At 55.1% G+C, this 17302-nt stretch carries 12 protein-coding genes and 1 tRNA gene; 6 read left to right on the top strand and 7 right to left on the bottom strand.

Annotated elements, in window-relative coordinates; translation table 11 throughout:
* Nucleotide 1 precedes the first annotated feature (1 nt).
* Nucleotides 2-1474, bottom strand: a complete 1473-nt coding sequence (locus Pla52nx_RS17840) for a L,D-transpeptidase family protein (protein WP_231742278.1) — start codon at nt 1472-1474, stop codon at nt 2-4.
* A gap of 45 nt (nt 1475-1519) precedes the next feature.
* Nucleotides 1520-1762 (bottom strand): hypothetical protein, encoded by a 243-nt coding sequence (locus tag Pla52nx_RS17835; RefSeq protein WP_197454885.1) that lies wholly within the window; start codon nt 1760-1762, stop codon nt 1520-1522.
* Between the two features lie 88 nt (nt 1763-1850).
* Between Pla52nx_RS17835 and Pla52nx_RS17830 the strand changes: the two genes are divergently transcribed.
* Entirely contained in the window at nt 1851-2273 is a 423-nt protein-coding gene (locus Pla52nx_RS17830) for a carbon storage regulator (protein ID WP_146522005.1), read from the top strand.
* Between the two features lie 54 nt (nt 2274-2327).
* Here the strand turns inward: Pla52nx_RS17830 and Pla52nx_RS17825 are convergent, their stop codons facing one another.
* A complete protein-coding gene (locus tag Pla52nx_RS17825; RefSeq protein WP_390620406.1) occupies nt 2328-4301 on the bottom strand; it encodes an alpha/beta fold hydrolase in 1974 nt (657 codons plus the stop codon).
* 256 nt (nt 4302-4557) lie between these two features.
* Here Pla52nx_RS17825 and Pla52nx_RS17820 point away from each other — a divergent pair.
* The 4 genes from Pla52nx_RS17820 (at nt 4558) to Pla52nx_RS17805 (ending at nt 10319) form a co-directional block, all read left to right on the top strand.
* Nucleotides 4558-4643 (top strand) — tRNA-Leu (locus Pla52nx_RS17820).
* Between the two features lie 597 nt (nt 4644-5240).
* Nucleotides 5241-7856 (top strand): hypothetical protein, encoded by a 2616-nt coding sequence (locus Pla52nx_RS17815; RefSeq protein WP_146522007.1) that lies wholly within the window; start codon nt 5241-5243, stop codon nt 7854-7856.
* Nucleotides 7857-8289: 433 nt separating this feature from the next.
* Nucleotides 8290-8868: an ankyrin repeat domain-containing protein gene (locus tag Pla52nx_RS17810; RefSeq protein WP_197454886.1), complete on the top strand. Its 579-nt coding sequence runs from the start codon at nt 8290-8292 to the stop codon at nt 8866-8868.
* A 1058-nt stretch (nt 8869-9926) separates the two neighbouring features.
* Nucleotides 9927-10319, top strand: a complete 393-nt coding sequence (locus tag Pla52nx_RS17805; RefSeq protein ID WP_146522009.1) for a hypothetical protein — start codon at nt 9927-9929, stop codon at nt 10317-10319.
* A gap of 15 nt (nt 10320-10334) precedes the next feature.
* Here Pla52nx_RS17805 and Pla52nx_RS17800 read toward each other — a convergent pair whose 3' ends face one another.
* From Pla52nx_RS17800 to Pla52nx_RS17790, 3 genes are all read right to left on the bottom strand, one after another.
* The gene (locus tag Pla52nx_RS17800) at nt 10335-13427 is read right to left on the bottom strand and encodes a M28 family peptidase (protein ID WP_342190183.1); all 3093 of its coding nucleotides are present in this window, start codon (nt 13425-13427) and stop codon (nt 10335-10337) included.
* A gap of 228 nt (nt 13428-13655) precedes the next feature.
* The gene (locus tag Pla52nx_RS17795) at nt 13656-13994 is read right to left on the bottom strand and encodes a helix-turn-helix transcriptional regulator (RefSeq protein WP_231742279.1); all 339 of its coding nucleotides are present in this window, start codon (nt 13992-13994) and stop codon (nt 13656-13658) included.
* 309 nt (nt 13995-14303) lie between these two features.
* On the bottom strand, nt 14304-14543 hold the full coding sequence (locus Pla52nx_RS17790) for a hypothetical protein (RefSeq protein ID WP_146522011.1): 240 nt from the start codon (nt 14541-14543) through the stop codon (nt 14304-14306).
* A gap of 462 nt (nt 14544-15005) precedes the next feature.
* Here Pla52nx_RS17790 and Pla52nx_RS17785 point away from each other — a divergent pair, with 462 nt between their 5' ends.
* On the top strand, nt 15006-15422 hold the full coding sequence (locus tag Pla52nx_RS17785; protein ID WP_146522012.1) for an OsmC family protein: 417 nt from the start codon (nt 15006-15008) through the stop codon (nt 15420-15422).
* A gap of 90 nt (nt 15423-15512) precedes the next feature.
* Here the strand turns inward: Pla52nx_RS17785 and Pla52nx_RS17780 are convergent, their stop codons facing one another.
* Nucleotides 15513-16727, bottom strand: a complete 1215-nt coding sequence (locus Pla52nx_RS17780; RefSeq protein ID WP_146522013.1) for an Lpg1974 family pore-forming outer membrane protein — start codon at nt 16725-16727, stop codon at nt 15513-15515.
* Nucleotides 16728-17302: the final 575 nt, after the last annotated feature.

Below are 17302 nucleotides of genomic sequence, written 5' to 3'. Positions count from 1 at the left end.
GTTACCTACGAATGGTGACAGATGAACCCTGGGACACAATCCCATAAAGATCGGATGCCAGATCGCCGGCCAAGCTGATGCAGCCCTTGGTCGTCGGCTGCATCGTGTTCGGACTGCCATGGATGCACAACTGACCGCCCAGGTCCATCCACACGTTTCCGTAGGGGTTCTCCGGGTTGCCCGGCGGGACGGCCGCTCCCAAACGATCATAGTAAGTTCGCGATTCTTGCTTGTCCCGCACCGTGTAGATTCCCTCCGTCGGTGCTGGGTCATTGCCCACCGCGATCGGAAAACGACCCGCGTACAAATCACCCAGGAACAAGGTCAACTCATTGCGGGCCAAATCGACTTCCGCCCGAAACGGTCCCCGCACCACTTTCAACTCGGTGCCGGGCAGAATCGTCACCGGATCAACGATTCCATTGATGTTCGCCAGCAACTGCCACGGCACGCCGAATCGGTTGGCGACCTGCGTCAACGTTTCCGTGGAGGTCATTCGGTAGGGCTGCTCCAATAAATGACGCTTGGAGTAGATGACGTCACGAGCCAACGGATCCAAACGGTTCAGCAATTCATTGCGTTGCTGCTCACTCACGTTGGGCGTGTTGTAAAAGACGCTCAACGTAGCAAGGGCTTCCTTCAGCTGATCCTTTTCGTACATCTGATCGGCCACCAAGATGGCATTGCTCAATCCGCGATTCTCAGCAGCCGGTAGGCCGGTGTTCCCGACACCGTAAGCACTCGTTGGGGGCTCTTGAGCAAACGAGTTTGTCTTGACCTGCCCCGATGCCGCGCGATTGTCCGTCGCTTGGTCATTCAACGAATAGACCGTGCTGGATGCGGTGTTCGCACTGTTGGGATTGAATGCTGTCCCGCGATTGGGATCGAACCCGCCGCTGGCCGTACCCGGCTCGGGGAGCTGAAACGTGGTGTCGGTCGACGGATAGCTTTCCATCGATGCGGGCGCGTTGACTTGTCCGGGATTGGTCACCGCAGGCAACAGGCTCGGCGAGCCTTGACGCGATGAAGCGAGTGAGGTGTTGATCTGCGGGATTTCAAACGAGTTTCCCGATGGCTGCGAAACGTTCATACCTGGTGACGCATTGTTCGCTGATGCAACCGGTGGATACACCGTCGCGCCAGTGCCACCAGACTCAATGGCGGAATCTGTCAACGGTGCATTGAATTCGGGTCCGCCAAATTGCGGCCCATCAAGTTGAGATTGCCCGGCGTTGATCGATGGTCCAGAGGTTCCCATGCTGTTGCTCGAAACAGAGCCGGTATCCATCGGTCCCAGCATGCTGTCGCCCAGCGATGGCATCATCGGATCCGACGTGATCCCAAGATCACTATCGATCACCAACGCTTCGACCTCGTCGGACAAAGGTTCAGGGGGAGTCGTTAAGGATACGTAGCCGCTGTACATCACAGTCAGCAATAGAACGACGATAGCCGCAGTCTTTAATGTCTGCACGATGGTCCTCCGTGACGGATTCGTGCCAATACTTTCAAAAGAAAATCACGCATGTGGGACCGTAGCCAAAACACCCGGCTGATTTCCAGACCAGTTTTCCACTGATCGGCTTTCTGCAGCTCTTGTTTGCATTTTGACCGCCTCAATTTGTAATTCTTTCAAAGCCAAGAGCGTCACAGAACGCTTGCATTGCCACCGCAGAATTTGAAAACCACAGGATTCACGCTGTTCTTGAGCATTCAAAAGAATCCGCACCGATTCCGGTGCTTGAAATAATCGCTTTGGCACACCAACTGCATTAAACCACTTTCAAGGACGCAGCACTGTCGCTGCCGACTACGACTCGATACCGCCCACTGAGGCAAAGGAAGCTGCCATGCTGGTTCTGTCACGTAAACTCGACGAGAAAATCATGATCGGTGACGACATCGTTTTGACGCTTGTCAAAATTGATAGCAACCGAGTCCGGATCGGAATCTCCGCCCCCAAGGATGTTCATATCCTGCGTGGCGAGTTGGCCGGAAAGGAGATCGACGGTGAAGTCGAACTGGAGCACAGCGAGCGGCAGCACGCCTTCGCTCACCCCGAAGACCAGACGCTGAAGACGGCCAAGACGCATCGCTCCAAACCGACCGCATCGCCGAAGTCCCGTTTGACGAGCCAACCAGCCGCCAGTTCCGAGGAGCCGCAATTGTTCACCGGCACGGTACGTGCCGATGGCTCGCAGCCTAAGCTCACCCGTCACCGGGTTGAGAATGCGAAACGCTCCGCTCCCTTGGCTTCGTTTGTCGCCACTTGATTGAATTGCACACCGTGATCGGGGTTCATCGCCACGATCGCATGAATGTCGGCATCACCTGCTGATGCTGTTCTCCGGGTCACTGACCATGCGAAATGCCGGATCGCCATTTCCGTCCGCGACTCGATCATCCGCGTCCACATCATTGAGGTGCTCCAGCAGGATGCGGCGCACCTCGAAGATTGCTTTGCCTGTCATGTGAATGGTCGTGTGGTCTGCGTCGACTGCCAGTTCACTCTTGGCGATGGGCAGCTCCGCGCTTTTGATATTGACCACGCCGTCTCCCTCACCCGCTCGACGCTGCAAGAACGACGGATCCTCCAGTATACCAACGATGTTATGAAACTTGACATTCTTGTCGTATTGAGCTTTGTGCATGACAGGAAAGATCGGTGACTCGGGTGCAAGCGAATCGATCGCATTGGCCATCGTCAACAGTTCCGTGTCACGAAAGAAGTCTGGGTTTCCGCCCACCAGGGACTCGGTCGTGCGAACGGCCAGATTGGGCAGCTTGATCAACTTGCGTGCCACAAATCGGGTGAAATCGTTCGCGAATTCGCTGCCTTTGTGAGGCGTCCCGATCGTGATCACACGCGAAACACTGCGGTTGGGTTTGAAGTAGAGCGTGCTGACCAACTTGTCGCGTTGTTCCGGGTCGCCCTTGAGCTTGTCTGGTGGTTGATCGCTGACAATCTTCCAAAAATCATCTCCGCTATCGATCGTTTGCATCCGACTGATCAGCCCGCCCATGCTGTGGCCGACCAAGACCATGTCGTCCAACGGTCGATCACGCCCATCAGGGTCAAAAACCTTACGCATATCCGCCAGATCGTTACGCAGTTGCGTCGCGCTCAACCAAAACGGTTGACCCGATGGGTAAAGATAGAACCAGAATTGGTATCGCTCTCGGATCTCGGGAAAGCTGCGCAGGTCGTTGAACATGTCCATCCATGTCCGCGGGCTAGACCACAGGCCGTGAACCATCAGCACCGGTATCCGATTGGGATCATAGGGCTCCAGCATGTACAGTCCGCGATTTTTCTCCGCATCCGCCGGATTGATCAATCCCTCAAATTCCGCGTTGCGTTCTCGGAATTTGGGGTTGTCTAGGAAATACGCCAACGGTGTTGTCAGGTCGGTCTCCAGTGGCACCCAGTGATCGGCCAGCCGTACCTGGTTCGCCGTCATGGGGTCAAAGAACTCAAGGACACACGTGTTGACTTCGCCCTTGCCGTCCGCCTTGGGAGGCTCACAACGCATCAAAGCAGTCACAGCGTAACTCAGGCCCTCGGGATAGTATTCTTCACGCGGGTCTGATTTCTCAGTGGGTCTGCGGACCGCCACCAATGGCACGCCGAGTCCGTAGGTCGTGTGTCGGTTGCGAAGTTTTTCGATCTCAAAATCGCTGACGAACTCGTACTTCGCGAAATCCTCATTTCGCCATTTTCCTCGCATCTCCGTTCGCACCACGAACTCGCGATCGCCTGATTTCACGCGATAAGTCTGGCCGGGCTTGATCCGGTTTTCACTGCACAGCAACCGCAAAGTGTCTTCAAGTGACTCGTTGTACAAATCGCAAGTCGCACGGAACTGCGGATCGAACTGGTTTCGCGTCTCCCGCAGATCTTCGCTAAACAGATAGTCATAGCTCTGCGTTAGTGCAAAGGCATAGTGGTTGATCGCGGTGCTTTGTCGCCCCTGACGCTCAGCCTTCTTTCCTTCGACGTAGGACAGTTCACTGAGAGCATGGATCAGTTCGGCGTCGCGATTCTGTGCGACGGTGCTGCGGATCTGGTCCAAGCACAGCGATGTGTCTTCGTTGTAAGTCTCGCGTAGGCCGTACCGCCTCAGCGTGTTCCAAGTTCGTTCACTGACCTGTGGCCCCTGGCGGGCCATCAATTGCAGAGGCGCCTCCAGCGGATTGGCCCGCACGCGACGATTGGTGAGATATCGACCCGACGAGCAACCGCTGGGTACCAGCAGGATGGTCAGCATCAGCGCAGCAAGCATGGTCCGGGCCCAGCCCATCCAGTACGGCAAGCACGATGATCCATCGGTTTGAGTCGACATGTTGCTCGGGACACTAGAAAAGGCAGCCCCGGCGTGTCAACGTGAGCCTGGCGGCTCTGATCTGGGGATCCGCTGACTAGCCAGTTTCATGGGCAGTTTCACGTTTTTGTGGCGAATTTCAGCGGCAAGATCGGCCGGGGCGAGGCCGTTTTTCTGGCGAACCCGCTGGGGCGTTGACGAATCAGATGAATATGCGAAACTTCTCCCACTCAACGCGGCCGTGGCGGAACTGGCAGACGCGCTAGACTAAGGATCTAGTGCCCGTTTTAGGGCGTGGAGGTTCAAGTCCTCTCGGCCGCACTGAGCCTAAAGGGATTCACGCAATCAAGCCGTGAGTCCCTTTTTTCATGCGCAGCGCCGATTTTTCAGGCTCTCATTGGGCAGATCCGCAGCCAGCAACGCAGAAGTATACTTTTCCGGCATCGCTCGCCAGCAAAGTGCTGTGTCCCCCATCGAATTTCGATGCTGTACGTCAACCGCCGGCAAAGTGCTCTGTCCCCGTCATCCCCGTCATCCTCACTCTGTGAGAGTTTGGGCAAAAAAATGGAGGGGCAAAAAAATGGTCATGCTCAATCTGGTCTCGCATTTTTTTGCCCGCACATTTTTTTGCCCAAACTGTCTGTTCTCTGACGTGACGGTCATCCAGATGGGCATGTCGTGCGCGACAACTTCCGTTCATCGCAACCCGGCAACAAGTCTATTGAACATCTACGTCTGCCGGGGACAGCGTCTACCGCAAGCAGCGTCTACCGGGGACAGAGCACTTTGCTGGCAAGCATCAACTCTATCAGCCTTCGTTGAGCAAATGCAAAGAGCTCTGTCCCCGGTGGTGGTTCCGGTTGTGGTTTTCTCCCTGTTTGTCCTCCTGTTGTCCTCGAACCTACGCTACAAGCCTGGATGATGCGTTTGCTTTCGAGTCGTGACGTCGCCGTCGATCGTTACGATACAATTGCATGTCGCGACGCGTTGTCCCAGCGAATACGCTTGTCCAGATCGATCGAAACCACCATCGAGATCCCTACCTTGAGTCACGCGAAACGTCTTTGGCGATTCCTCATTCCGGCTCCCATGGATGCCTGGATACTGGCCGCACTCGGGTTTTGGCTCTTGGCATTGGTCGGTTCGGTGTATTGGTACGCCGATCTTCCGTATTTGGACCCGATCGAATTGCCGATGCCGCCGCTCTACGCTTTGATCGCCAGTTCTGCGGGATTATGCTTGGCGGTGGTCCTGGTACCCATTGAGCGCAAAGTCGTTGCGATCTATTTCTTGACGGTTGTTGCTGGGCTCGTCATCTTTCTTTTCGCGGGGCGTTGGCTGAACGTTCACGAAGCGAATTGGGCGTATCACGGGGATCCGCGGCGAGAGCAGACAGAATTGTCGCTCCCAGAGTTTTGGGCCCGCTATCGTTGGCCACTGACCGGACTGTTGGGAACGTTTGCAACGACGATTCTCATTTCACTGCTTTCCATCCACGTTCGATGGTTTGAGAAAGTCAACGGCTGGTTGGTGAAGATGTTGTCGCGTGTCGGTTCCTACTTGAATCGGCACCGGCAGCGGCTGATGATCGGTTTCGCGGTCGTCATGTTTCCGGCGACTGTTCTTCGCAACGCCATCGATACCGAACTTCAATCGCACCGTTACGTTGTCGGATTCTTCACCGTCATGTTTGCGGTGTTCGCGTTTCTGGTCTCACTCTATTTTGTCTTGCGGTATTTTTTAAATCGCAGATGGATGGCACTGAAAGCGATCTGCTTGATCGGGTTGGTCACTGCTGTCAGTGCATTTTGGATCATTCAGGCTTTCTCTCAACCGATTCGACTCGGATACCTGGAAAACTGCATTGAGATAGTAATGTGGTCGACGATCCCGTTCTTTTTCATCGTTGCATTTTTGGTTCCCCTCTGGACCGCCGAATCGTCTGACGGATCGAAACACCACTTGGTTTCAGTCTGGTCGCTGGTCTTGTCCACGATCGCAGTTTGTAGCACTTGGTTCGCTCTGCAACGCTATGATCCGCTGACCATCGCATCGAGCGCGCTCGAATCGGTATCGGTGAATCCACGTCCGCCGTCTTGGGAATTGCTGAGTGTGGCCGAGGAATCGCGGCGGATTCAGAAATTGACCGACGGTGCCGCACGTCTGTTCAGCTCCAACGGTTCACTCGGGCTCTATGTCAACGTCCGTGGCGAACGAGACGCAGACTGTTTGCATCGTTTGATCTCCATTCCTCCTCCCGGGATCAGGTCTATCACGATTGAGAACCTACAGCCGTTTGTGGACACCAAACCGCTCCGCAGTTACTCAGGACATGTGGGCATCCTGAGTCGCGAGATCACGGCTGAGCAGATGGAAGATCTTTGTCACAAAACCACATCGTTGGCCTTTTGCGATGCAAAGTTGCCCGATCGCAACGAGAGCGGCGTGACACTGCCCCCGTTCGTAACCACGTACAGCACCAAACCCATTCCCGGCTTTGCGGATTTTATCGATGCCTATGCTGGGACGCGCAAAAGGCCTTTCTATCTGAATGCACCGTTAACCATGGACGATTGGAATGCCGTGTTGCGAGCCAACCAGCGGTGCTCGTTTTGTTTATATGATTTGCAATACTTGCCCGCGGGTGCCTCCACTTCAGCGGAAATCGCAAAACAGAGCTCGCTGAGTGGCGTTTCACTTATGCACTTGCACATCACCGAGCTAGACAGTGATCTCGTCAGATTGCTGGAAACGGACCTCCGTTTTGTAGGTGTGTCTCTGGATGACGCGCAGACGATGTGGGATCTCGCGTTTTCGAATCCCAAGATCAGATGCAGCCCATTCAAAGTGACCGGCGAGACACTGCCATTTGGCCGAGCGGTGAAAGAGTACCATTGGGCCTATGGTTGGAACGAGCAGAATCGGATCACAAAGCTCTGGCTGCCAGACATCGATCAGCTCGATAAGAATGCATCGGAATTGGACGCCGTGACAACGCTTCGGTTTGACCGACGCGGTTTCATCGGGTTTCGCGTTTTTCAAGCATTGGATTTCAGTCCGCTCGGTAAACTGCCGCAACTGCAACGACTGTACCTGGGCAGCGGCGAGTATTTTGGCGATCTGCGATTTCTCGCCAAGCTTCCCAAACTGGTCCATTTGCAAATTCAAGCTCAGAACCGGAGCACGATGAAGTCGAGCGGATATGAGGTCTGTACAAATCTGGAATCCATTCGCTTTTTTGGGACGCCGCAACAGCAGGCAATCAAAGAGTTGGCTGGTCTCTCCAAGTTAAAACGACTGGAGATCGTTGACGATGATTCGAGCTTTGTTAGCGAGTCCGAGGTTTCGGCCCTTAAGGAGCAATTGCCTGGAGTGGACATTCAAATCATCTCACCGGAGCAGTTCCAGCCGGATTTATCGGACGCATTGAAAGAGCATTTGGAATCGGTGCGGAAAGCCGTAAATCAACTGAATCAACCGGGGACAGAGCACCTTGCTGGTGAGTTCAGCGTCAGCTCTATCAGATATCATTGAGCAAAAGCAAAGTGCTCTGTCCCCGGACGTGTGTTATGTCCCCGGTCGTGTGTTATCTTGAAGGCGAATGGATGTCATGGCCTCCTGGGGAAATATCTCGCAGATGGCTACTGCAGTTTGTGGCTGGAATTGCTTCGATCCTCCTCGCTGTGTCCGCCGTCGTGGCTTCAAGTCGATCAAAACGCAAAGTGGCGGTGGGTATCGGTATAGCATGTATCACAATTCTCCTTTACTACGTACTGTAGAATTTCCACACCCGGTGTTAGCTCTCGTTTGGTCTCCGATGCGTAACTCAATGACTAGAATCGTCCTCGGCCGCGACGGCTTCATTTTGGCTGAAAACTTGGGCACACGCGTTGATCGGGTTTGCACTCTTTCACGAACGGAGAATCGAGATTCACGCCCCGTTGATGCGGGACGGTGTCGGACTGAAATGCACGCCTTAAAAGGTTTTGCAGTTCTGCTATTCTTCTCTGTGGTTCTGCTTGGTTGCGGCGAGCCTTCGCTGTCGGACGCAGCGCTGTCTCTCAGCGACGATTCGCCAGTGTTTAGTCGTGCGGCGATTCTTAGCACCTCGTTTATCAAGCAACGACTTGACGCAGGTCTTGACCCAAATGTTCGCAATACTGATCCTGCGGGGGACGCGCTCTTAACTTATGTGGTGCGCAATAACGCGATTGATACCGTCGATCTACTGCTGCGACGTGGAGCGGATGTTAGCATCCGTTCGAAAATGACGAAGAAGACCCCGTTGTTTCAAGCTGCATTCGACGGTCGCTTCGAGATTTCGTGGCTATTGATTGACGCAGGTGCAGACCCAAATGCGAGTGACGACTTTGGCAACAATGCTCTACGAGAGGCGATACTCGGTAAGCGGCCGCGCCTCGTTCGTTTGCTTTTGCGTTCAGGTGCAGATCCGTTACAAAAAAATGCGGACGGGCAGACGATGGCTGACATTGCTGTGAACGAAGGACCACGCGAGATCGCTCAATTATTCCAGGCCGATAAGTAATCTGAATGTCCCCATCAAAATGGGGACAGAGCACTTTGCTGGAGATTTCACGATCGGAGGGTCAACTGGGGACGGTCAACTGGGGACAGAGCACCTTGCTGGGGAGGTCAGCATTAGCTCTTTCAGCCTTCGTTGAGCAAATGTAAAGTGCTCTGCCCTCGGTTTTTCCCCGGTCGTAGAACGGGTTGGAAAGGGAAGAGGGGGTAAAACGGGTTGGTATTAAAACGGGTTCAATCTGTCGCCGCCTTCGCGGCTTGGCTGGAATCGTTGCGAAACGCCACCTGGGACTGACGTCCCAGGCTTTACGCTTCCGCCGCCTCCGCGGCTTTATTTGTTTGCTGGTAGATTGGCGGCGATTGAAACGCAGCCAATCGCAATCACACCGACTACGCAGGAGCAGTGTGAGCAAAGTAACCCGAGCAATCCGAAGGTACGAGGCAACAGCCAGCTTCCAGCGAACATCGCTATCAGTAGTGCAATGTGAATCATGAGTGCGATTGTCTCGGTCATCGGTGCAGTGACAAGCTTGGTGTTCCGTTGGGCAACGTTATCTATCAAGGGGCAGTGATAACAGGGGGGCCATCGCGGAGAACGCAGCAAGGAGAAAACTGGGAATGAGCACTCTGTTGAGGCATCGCATTGTCTCAAGCCGAGCGGAGGAAAAAACGGGATTGAGATCGATTCGGTGATCCCGTGCGGAAATCGGTAAAGTGCTGTGTCCTCGTAAGTCCCTGTGTCCCCGTAAGTCCCTGTGTCCTCGTAAGTCCCTGTGTCCTCGTAAGTCCCTGTGTCCTCGTAAGTCCCTGTGTCCTCGTAAGTCCCTGTAACGGCAACAAGTGAATGCGGGAGACATGTGAGGACTAGAAGCCGAATGCTGTTACTCGTCACTACCGGATCTACGAGGGGCCGGCGATCAATGCCGCGTGGCAACAAACTTTCGACACCACCAGAGGAAACGGGTGGCAAACAGGGAAAACAATCCGTAACCTAAGCCGTAGAGATCCCGGCCTACTCGAATAGTTTAGTCATCACAACGCACAACGTCATTTGTCTGCAACTTGCTGTTGCTTTACCGCTCCCTGACTTCATTACTCATGTCCGCCTCGCGTTCCAGAATTATCCTCAAGTTTGTGTTCGCCGTTTTGCTGGTTACGGGATTCGTCTATTGGTTCTCGCGGAATGCGCCGGAACCTCGGCTACCGCTTAGGATTTTCTTGACGGCGGGCGTCATGATTTACGCCATGATTGGTTACATCCTGCGGCCCAAGACGTACCGTAATACGTCAGCTGCACGTCAATTGACCAAGCGTCGTAGGAAGCGCGATGTCAATTTCGTGCGGTGGTTGCTCTTGCCGGGCAAACATCTTGCATTCGCATTGATCGATTTCGTCTGGATGATTTTCGGTAAGACGCCCAATCACGACCGCTTTACGATCACACTGGAAAAATGATCGCGATTGCCAATGTCAGTCGCGGGAGCCGGGAGTAACTTTCAAACGCAGCGTTTCCTCGCCTCGTTTGACGACGATTTCTGTCTCCTGACCGATCTTGAGGGCTTCGATCGCGTAGGTGAAGTCGTACAGATCCTCGACCTTGCGTCCCGCCAGTTCGATGATCACGTCGCCACCCTTTACCCCCGCCTTCGCGGCCGGCCCATCGGCTGCGACGCCACTGAGCTGCGCGCCGACGACTTCGCCGGCGGCGTAGTCGGGAATCGTCCCCAGGTAAGCGGTCAAACGCACCCGCGGTGCATCCTTCTGCTTCTCTCCCTCGTCCAATTGAAACTCAGGTGTCGTCTCCGACGTCAACAGACCTCGTGTGATCAAAGCGAACAATCGACCGATTTTTGCCGCGCTCTCGTAATCCAGCTTGTCCGGCGTGTCACGTGGTGTGTGATAGTCCGAGTGTGCTCCGGTGAAAGCGGACAAGATCGGAACGCCACGAGTGACGAACGCTGAGGCATCGGTGGGCAATCCAGTGCTGGTCTTGTCCAACTGCAATTTCAACCCGACCGGCACATTTCGACGTTGCACCTCCGCAGCAAACTTGGGCGACGACCCGATGCCTTGGATGATCAGCTTGTCCGACATTCGGCCGACCATGTCGAGATTGAGATAAGCGCTGATGGCCTGCGTCAGCGGCTCGTTGGACTCAGATGAGCCGTGAGCGTGAGCGTGCGCATGAGCGGCGGAGACGTCGTCCGTTTCGGCATCTGGTTGGGGAGCATTGGGATACAGCTCCTGAAACGACTGCACAAAGGCTTGTGAACCGAACAAGCCGAGTTCTTCGCCGCTCCAAGCCGCAATGATGAGGTCACGTTGGCCGGCAAGCCGACCGGTGGATTTTTCGTTTGCGATGTACTGCGCGATCTCCAACATCACGCCGACGCCGCTGGCGTTGTCATCGGCACCCACGTGGACCTGATCGCGTTCGTCATCCTTGGCCAGTGAGTTGCTGCCGCCGCCGCGTCCGAGGTGATCGATGTGGGCACCGACCATCACAACTGGCGCGTCCCAATTGATTTCATCGCCAGCAGGCAGACGAGCCAGGACATTACGCCCAGTTCCCGTCTTGCGTTCGATGCTGACCGTCACGGCGACCTTGGTAGCGGGCAGTGCAAAGCCCATTTGCATCGAGCCGTCATCGATTTTCGCCTGAGCAGCTTGCAAGGTTTCTTTGTTGCCGGCAAACAGGGACTCAGCCACCGCGTTGGTCACCGATATTACCGGGATGCTGATGTTAGCCTGCGATGCATCGCGATCGAAACGAATCAACTCATTCTTGACTTTGCTGGTCGGACCAGCGGCAAAGATGATGCCTAGCGCACCGGCATCGCGAGCGACGGTGGCTTTACGCCGAGGTGAACTGTATCGAGCAAGCTGCTGCCGACGCTCGGCCGAGATCTCCTGCGGCAAGTCACGCAGCACGAGCACCCATTTACCCGCGACGTCCAAGTGAACGTAGCTGTCGTACTCTTCGACTTCCTCATTGCCAGGCACACGCATGCCGTATCCGGCAAAGACGACTTCGGCGGGCTCAGTCGCCCCGCTGTTGGAAAACGACAACGGTTGCCAATCGGTCTCAACGGTCAGCTTCTTATCACCAACGGTCAGAGTGTTCTCGCCCGTCAGTTGGCTGCCCGCAGGGAATTCGAACGAGTGAAAATAGGTGCCATCACTGCCAGCAGGCAAATAACCGAGGCTTTCCAGATAGGCCGCCACGTACGCCGTCGCGCGACGTTCACCATCTGTTCCCGTCAGCCGGCCACCGAGTTCCGGTCGGCAAAGATAGTCGACGTGTCGGGCGACATCGGCGGGCGAAAACTCTGGCGTTGATTGATCTGCGGCAGCCAACGCTGCGTCTCGATCCGCTACGCTGCTCGGGGCGGTGTTGTCCAGCCCCAAACGCTTGCGGATCTCTGTATCGTTCCACTCACCAAGGAAAATCTGCGACTGTTTCTCCGCGGTTCGATTGCTCGTCCACGAGATATGCTTGCCGTCGGGCAAGAACACGGGCAGCCCATCGAAACCGTCTGTGTACGTGACTCGAACCGGCTGGCCGGCGCCGTCGGCGCGAACACAGTAGAGTTCAAAGTTCCCAAAGCCGTGTTTATTTGTGGTGAAAATCAGGTAGTCGCCGCTGGGATGAAAATAGGGAGCCCAGCTCATCGCGCCGATCGACGTCAAACGTTTGACGTCGGTGCCATCGGTCTTCATCGAGTACACCTCCGCCGTCGCGCCGTCTTCGCTGAATCGACGCCAGCAAATCCGTTTGCCGTCGGCTGAAAAGAATGGCCCGCCATCGTAACCGGCCTCATCGGTCAGTTGACGAATGTGGGTTCCGTCCGCATTCATGATGTACAAGTCGATCATGTACGCTTTGTCGATCTCAAACAACTGCTGTTCGCGGGGCGACATCGGTTGCGAATACGCGGCGCGGTTGGACGCAAAAACAATCTGCTTTCCATCCGGACTGTAGCTGCCCTCGGCGTCATAGCCTTTGGCATCCGTCAGTCGTTTCAATTCACCGTCGGCCGAACGCTCATAAAGTTCGAATTCGGGATCGTAATCCCAAGCGTACCGAGGCTGCTTTCCTTCACGACGCAGCTCCAGCAGTTCGTTTTGTTTTGCGACCGATTCGGGATCATGATGCGTGCTGGCAAACAGAACTTGTTCGCCATCGGGATGAATCCACGCACAGGTCGTCTTGCCCATTCCTGGCGAGACACGTTGAACGTCCGCCGTTTCCAAGTCCATCAAGTAGATCTGATAGAACGGATTGTCGGCGTCCCGTTCACTTTGGAAAACCATCTGACGGGCGTCCGCGCTAAAGTAACCTTCGCCTGCACGTTTTCCATCGAAGGTGATCTGGCGAACTTCGGAAATCAACTCCGCTTCCCGCTCCGGACTCAACTCGGCCGCTTCCGCCGGATCGACAGCATGCGGATTCTCGACCGGATCTTCTGCGAGTGCCACCGGCAGTGTAGCGACCGCCATCGAAACCAATCCGAGAGCGATCCAGGCTACTTTGTACATGTTTAAAAAAGAAAGACGCATCATGAGGCTGAGTTTGTGTCTTTGGGGGAGGGCAGCAATGGGGCGAACGCTTTGGAACCGTCAGGCAAAGTGTTTTCTCGACAAAGCCTTGCGAAGGACAGTTCGGTCCAAGACGGCTCGTCTTACGAAGTATAACGCCAAGTCGAGTTTCTGAGGCGATCGTTGACAACCACATCAGGAGCGGTGTCTCGATGCATGCTCGATTGAGCTCGCTCCAGAACTCCCAAGGGTCTATTTGGAGATCATCGACAGCAGGTCACCGATCTTGCGGTGCGACTCGATGGGGTGACGTAGCGATTTGTCCGTTACCACTTCGTACTGATTCTTTCGCCCGACCTTTTCTCGACGCAAGAAACCGTCTTCCTCCAAGTCCAGCACGATCCTCTGAACAGCACGCTCCGTGATCCCCACCCGCAAGGCGACCTCACGTAAAACGAGTCCGGGCTCGGTGTGAAGGACGATCAAGACGTGGGCGTGGTTGCTCAAGAACGTCCAAGATCGTCCATGCTCAGGGGTTGCGGCCTGTTGCGATTCGACCGACGAACTTTTCTGCGATGTTGGTTTGCTCATCCAATGTGCCTGTGAGGTTACTGGAGAAGCGAAGGATTCTGTCTCATGTGCTGCCCAACGACCTGTTGATTGAGTCGCCGCAAACGGGGTCGCATTCATTTCTGGGACACGCATCCTGCTATGCATGAGCTCGGGCCACACAAACGCTCGGGCGCTCGGGCTCATCCATCCGTTTTTTGAATGGATCGACCACCTGCCATCGCTTCCACCATCAGTATACGCGATTGGTGGGGACGACAAATTCGCGACAAGATTTTCGCAGAAAAATCTTGCTGATGCAGGCAAAGGCTTGCGTGGACACCCGAGTGTTCAGGCGACTTCCACGCAGTTACAGACTTGGCCCAACACACCAGCTTGGCGAATCGCGGGGACCAATGCTTGTTTGAGTGCCGCCGAAGGCAAGACGCCACGCAGGACGACCCGCGGGCCTTCCATCGTCACATCCAGGCCAAGATGATACGGGGAAAGTTGAGCATGTGCTTCCAAGACACTTTGGATTCGCAAGATCAAGTTCGCTTCGCGAGTCGACGCTTGTTGTATCGTCATCATTTGAGCTTCTCCCAAACAGCGGTTTGGAGCGGGCTGTTTGGCGGGGGGATTGGGAGGTGGATTGGAGGAAGGAATTGGCTTCCCTGATGCTTGGACAAGCGTCGGGAAGCCCTCGGTGCTACAAATAAAATCGGGGATGCTGGCGAGGCGAAGATTACTCATCCCGATCGGATCACGTCGAGCCGAATACCGGGTCAAACTTTGCCACATTCAACAATGCGTAAAGGCGGAGTGTTTACCGCAACAATCGCCTAAAGTTAATTGGGGGTCCGCAGGAAACACTCCCTGAAACTTCATATTTATCAATAATCCGCTGTCTGGACGGGTTTTTCGGCACGTTCACCCCGCCCATGGGCCGTCCAAGACAGAATTGATTTGGAACCCTCAAGCAGGATCGAATGCACGCCTGAACCCTCTTTCTCCTTTCGCGATCTGCATCACCATTAGGAAGTCGATCTCACGATGTCTGTTGAAATCACCGCTCGATACGTTGGGCAACTCAATTGCAGAGCAATTCACGGGCCAAGTCTCGCAGAATTGACCACTGACGCTCCCACAGATAACGGTGGCCTGGGCGGTTCGTTTTCGCCGACCGATCTGGTTGCTACGGCGCTGGGGACCTGTGTGTTGACGATCTTGGGGTTGGTGGCTGAACGCCACGACCTGGATTTAACAGGAACCACGGTACAGGTGACCAAAGAGATGGTGACTTCCCCGGTCCGACGGATCGGGCGATTGCCGACCGTGGTCACGGTCGCCGCGTCTGCGGTCACAGATCTGTCCATGAGGGACCGAATGGAAGCCGCCGCCCGTGCATGCCCTGTCCACAAGAGCTTGCACCCGGAGATCGATGCCCCCATCAGCTTCGTCTACGTTTGAGCCATCGTCAGCGGACTGACGATGCCATCCAACGAAAAATGGCCGGCATTGCTGCCGGCCATTTATTGGACGATTCTCAACCTCTAAGTGCTAAAACCGACGTTCAAACTGAGCCGTCAGGCCGCTGAACGTGATGGTGTCGCCGACGCTGGTGTAGTCGGTTGCTCGCACGGCATCAACATACTGGCGAGTCGAGATGGCATCGTACCAAGCACTGTTGAGGTAACCGGCGGTCATACGCCACTTGCCACAACGGCTTTGCCAGCCCAGACCCAGTTCCAACTCCAGAACCGGTGTGACGCGGAAATCTTCGTACTCGTTGGCAACCACGCCGCCACCGAACTGGTTGGTTTGACGATACGTTCCTTTCCAGTCACCTGCCAAGAAGCTGCTCAAACCTTTGGCGTAGATCAGCATGCCAGTTGACGGGCTGCGACGTTCGGCATCGATTCCGAACATGGATCCGAATCCGTTGAAGTCCATGTTCACATCGACGTCGACCAATCCGGTCGCGACGGAGACTTGTTGTTGAGCGAGCAAGTTCTGCTCCATGTTTCCGTAGCGGAAACCCGCCAGCCAGTTGATGGCGTAGATGTCACTTGTTTTCCAGATGTGCCGGTAAGCAACGTCCACCAATTGAAAGTCAAGCGAGTACTCGGCGTACGACTGCAAGCTGGATGCACCGGTCGTCGCCGTGCTGGGGTGAATGATTTGAGAGTTCAGAACGTTCGCGCCGTTTCGCACGATTGTGTCCGCGGTGTCACTCTCGAATCGTGTGAACGATGCGACCAAACTGGTGCAGTCACTGGCTGCCCAGCTGGCACCGACGCGAAATCCAGATCCTTCGTCGAGGTTCACTCGTCCGATCGGGCCGGTCGGAAAGGCATTAGCCGTCGTGTCGTTCTGTTCGATCGAGTAGATGTGATCGACGTTGCCCGCACGCAGCAACAAGAACTGACCGAAACCGCCAGTGCGGTGCGCCCACCAGGGTTCGCAGCAGCAGCAAACCTTTTCGCCGCATGAGTCACATCCACCGTCGGTGAACGTGTCGCAACTCGTGTCGCATGCGTCTGCACCGCAACCGTTGGAGCCCGACAAGAATCCGACTTGGCCGATCGCCGAGTCGGTTTCACTCATCGAGCTTTGATCCGATAGCGACACAAAGGACGCATCGTGTGACACGAGGCTGTCTGCTGCGTTTGCCGCGGAGGAAATTCCCGTGGGGATCGCGACAACACATCCGAGTGCAGCCAAAGTGAAAGAATGGAACCAAACTTTGGTTCGCTCGCTAAATTTGCACAACATGATTCGAAGTCCTTGCCGGTGGGGTCATCGTCCTTGTCAGACGTTCTGCCGGTAGGCACAACCACGATAAGCGGCAGTTCCGGAACACAATCGCTGACGTGCACAATCAATCGTCTGGGTAGGACCCGAACAACCACAAAAATGGTGCACGTCCGGCATCATCGCCGCAAATTACGCAGTCCCCCTAGCCGGACCGTTCGCGTCTCTGGGGGATTCGACGTAACCATTTGTCATGTAAGATCTTAGGGACGCACCATGAAGGCATAGTGAACAAAATGTCTCCGTGGTGAGGGCCCGTTGTCGGGGCTTCACCGAGCACAGAATTCAATAAATCGTCCCAAATTCATATCCTCCGAGGGAGGAAGGTCCGGAGGGAAAGAGTGACGCAGTTGGGCGAGGTTACCGTAATGGCATCACGGCACAAGGCGAATGGTTTGTGCATGGACGGATGGTGGTGTTCGTTTTCGACTTGGAAAGTCGAACGACAATTGTCGCTCGATTTTCCAAATCGATAGCGTGCCCTGGCAAGCGTTTTGCCAATCCCAAACGCTCACATGCGCAGACAGGCCCCCTCC

Source organism: Stieleria varia (genome assembly GCF_038443385.1).
In the GTDB taxonomy this organism is placed as follows: Bacteria; Planctomycetota; Planctomycetia; order Pirellulales; family Pirellulaceae; genus Stieleria; species Stieleria varia.
The sequence above is the reverse complement of the archived record's forward strand: the minus strand, read 5'-3'. Positions and strand labels throughout refer to the sequence as shown.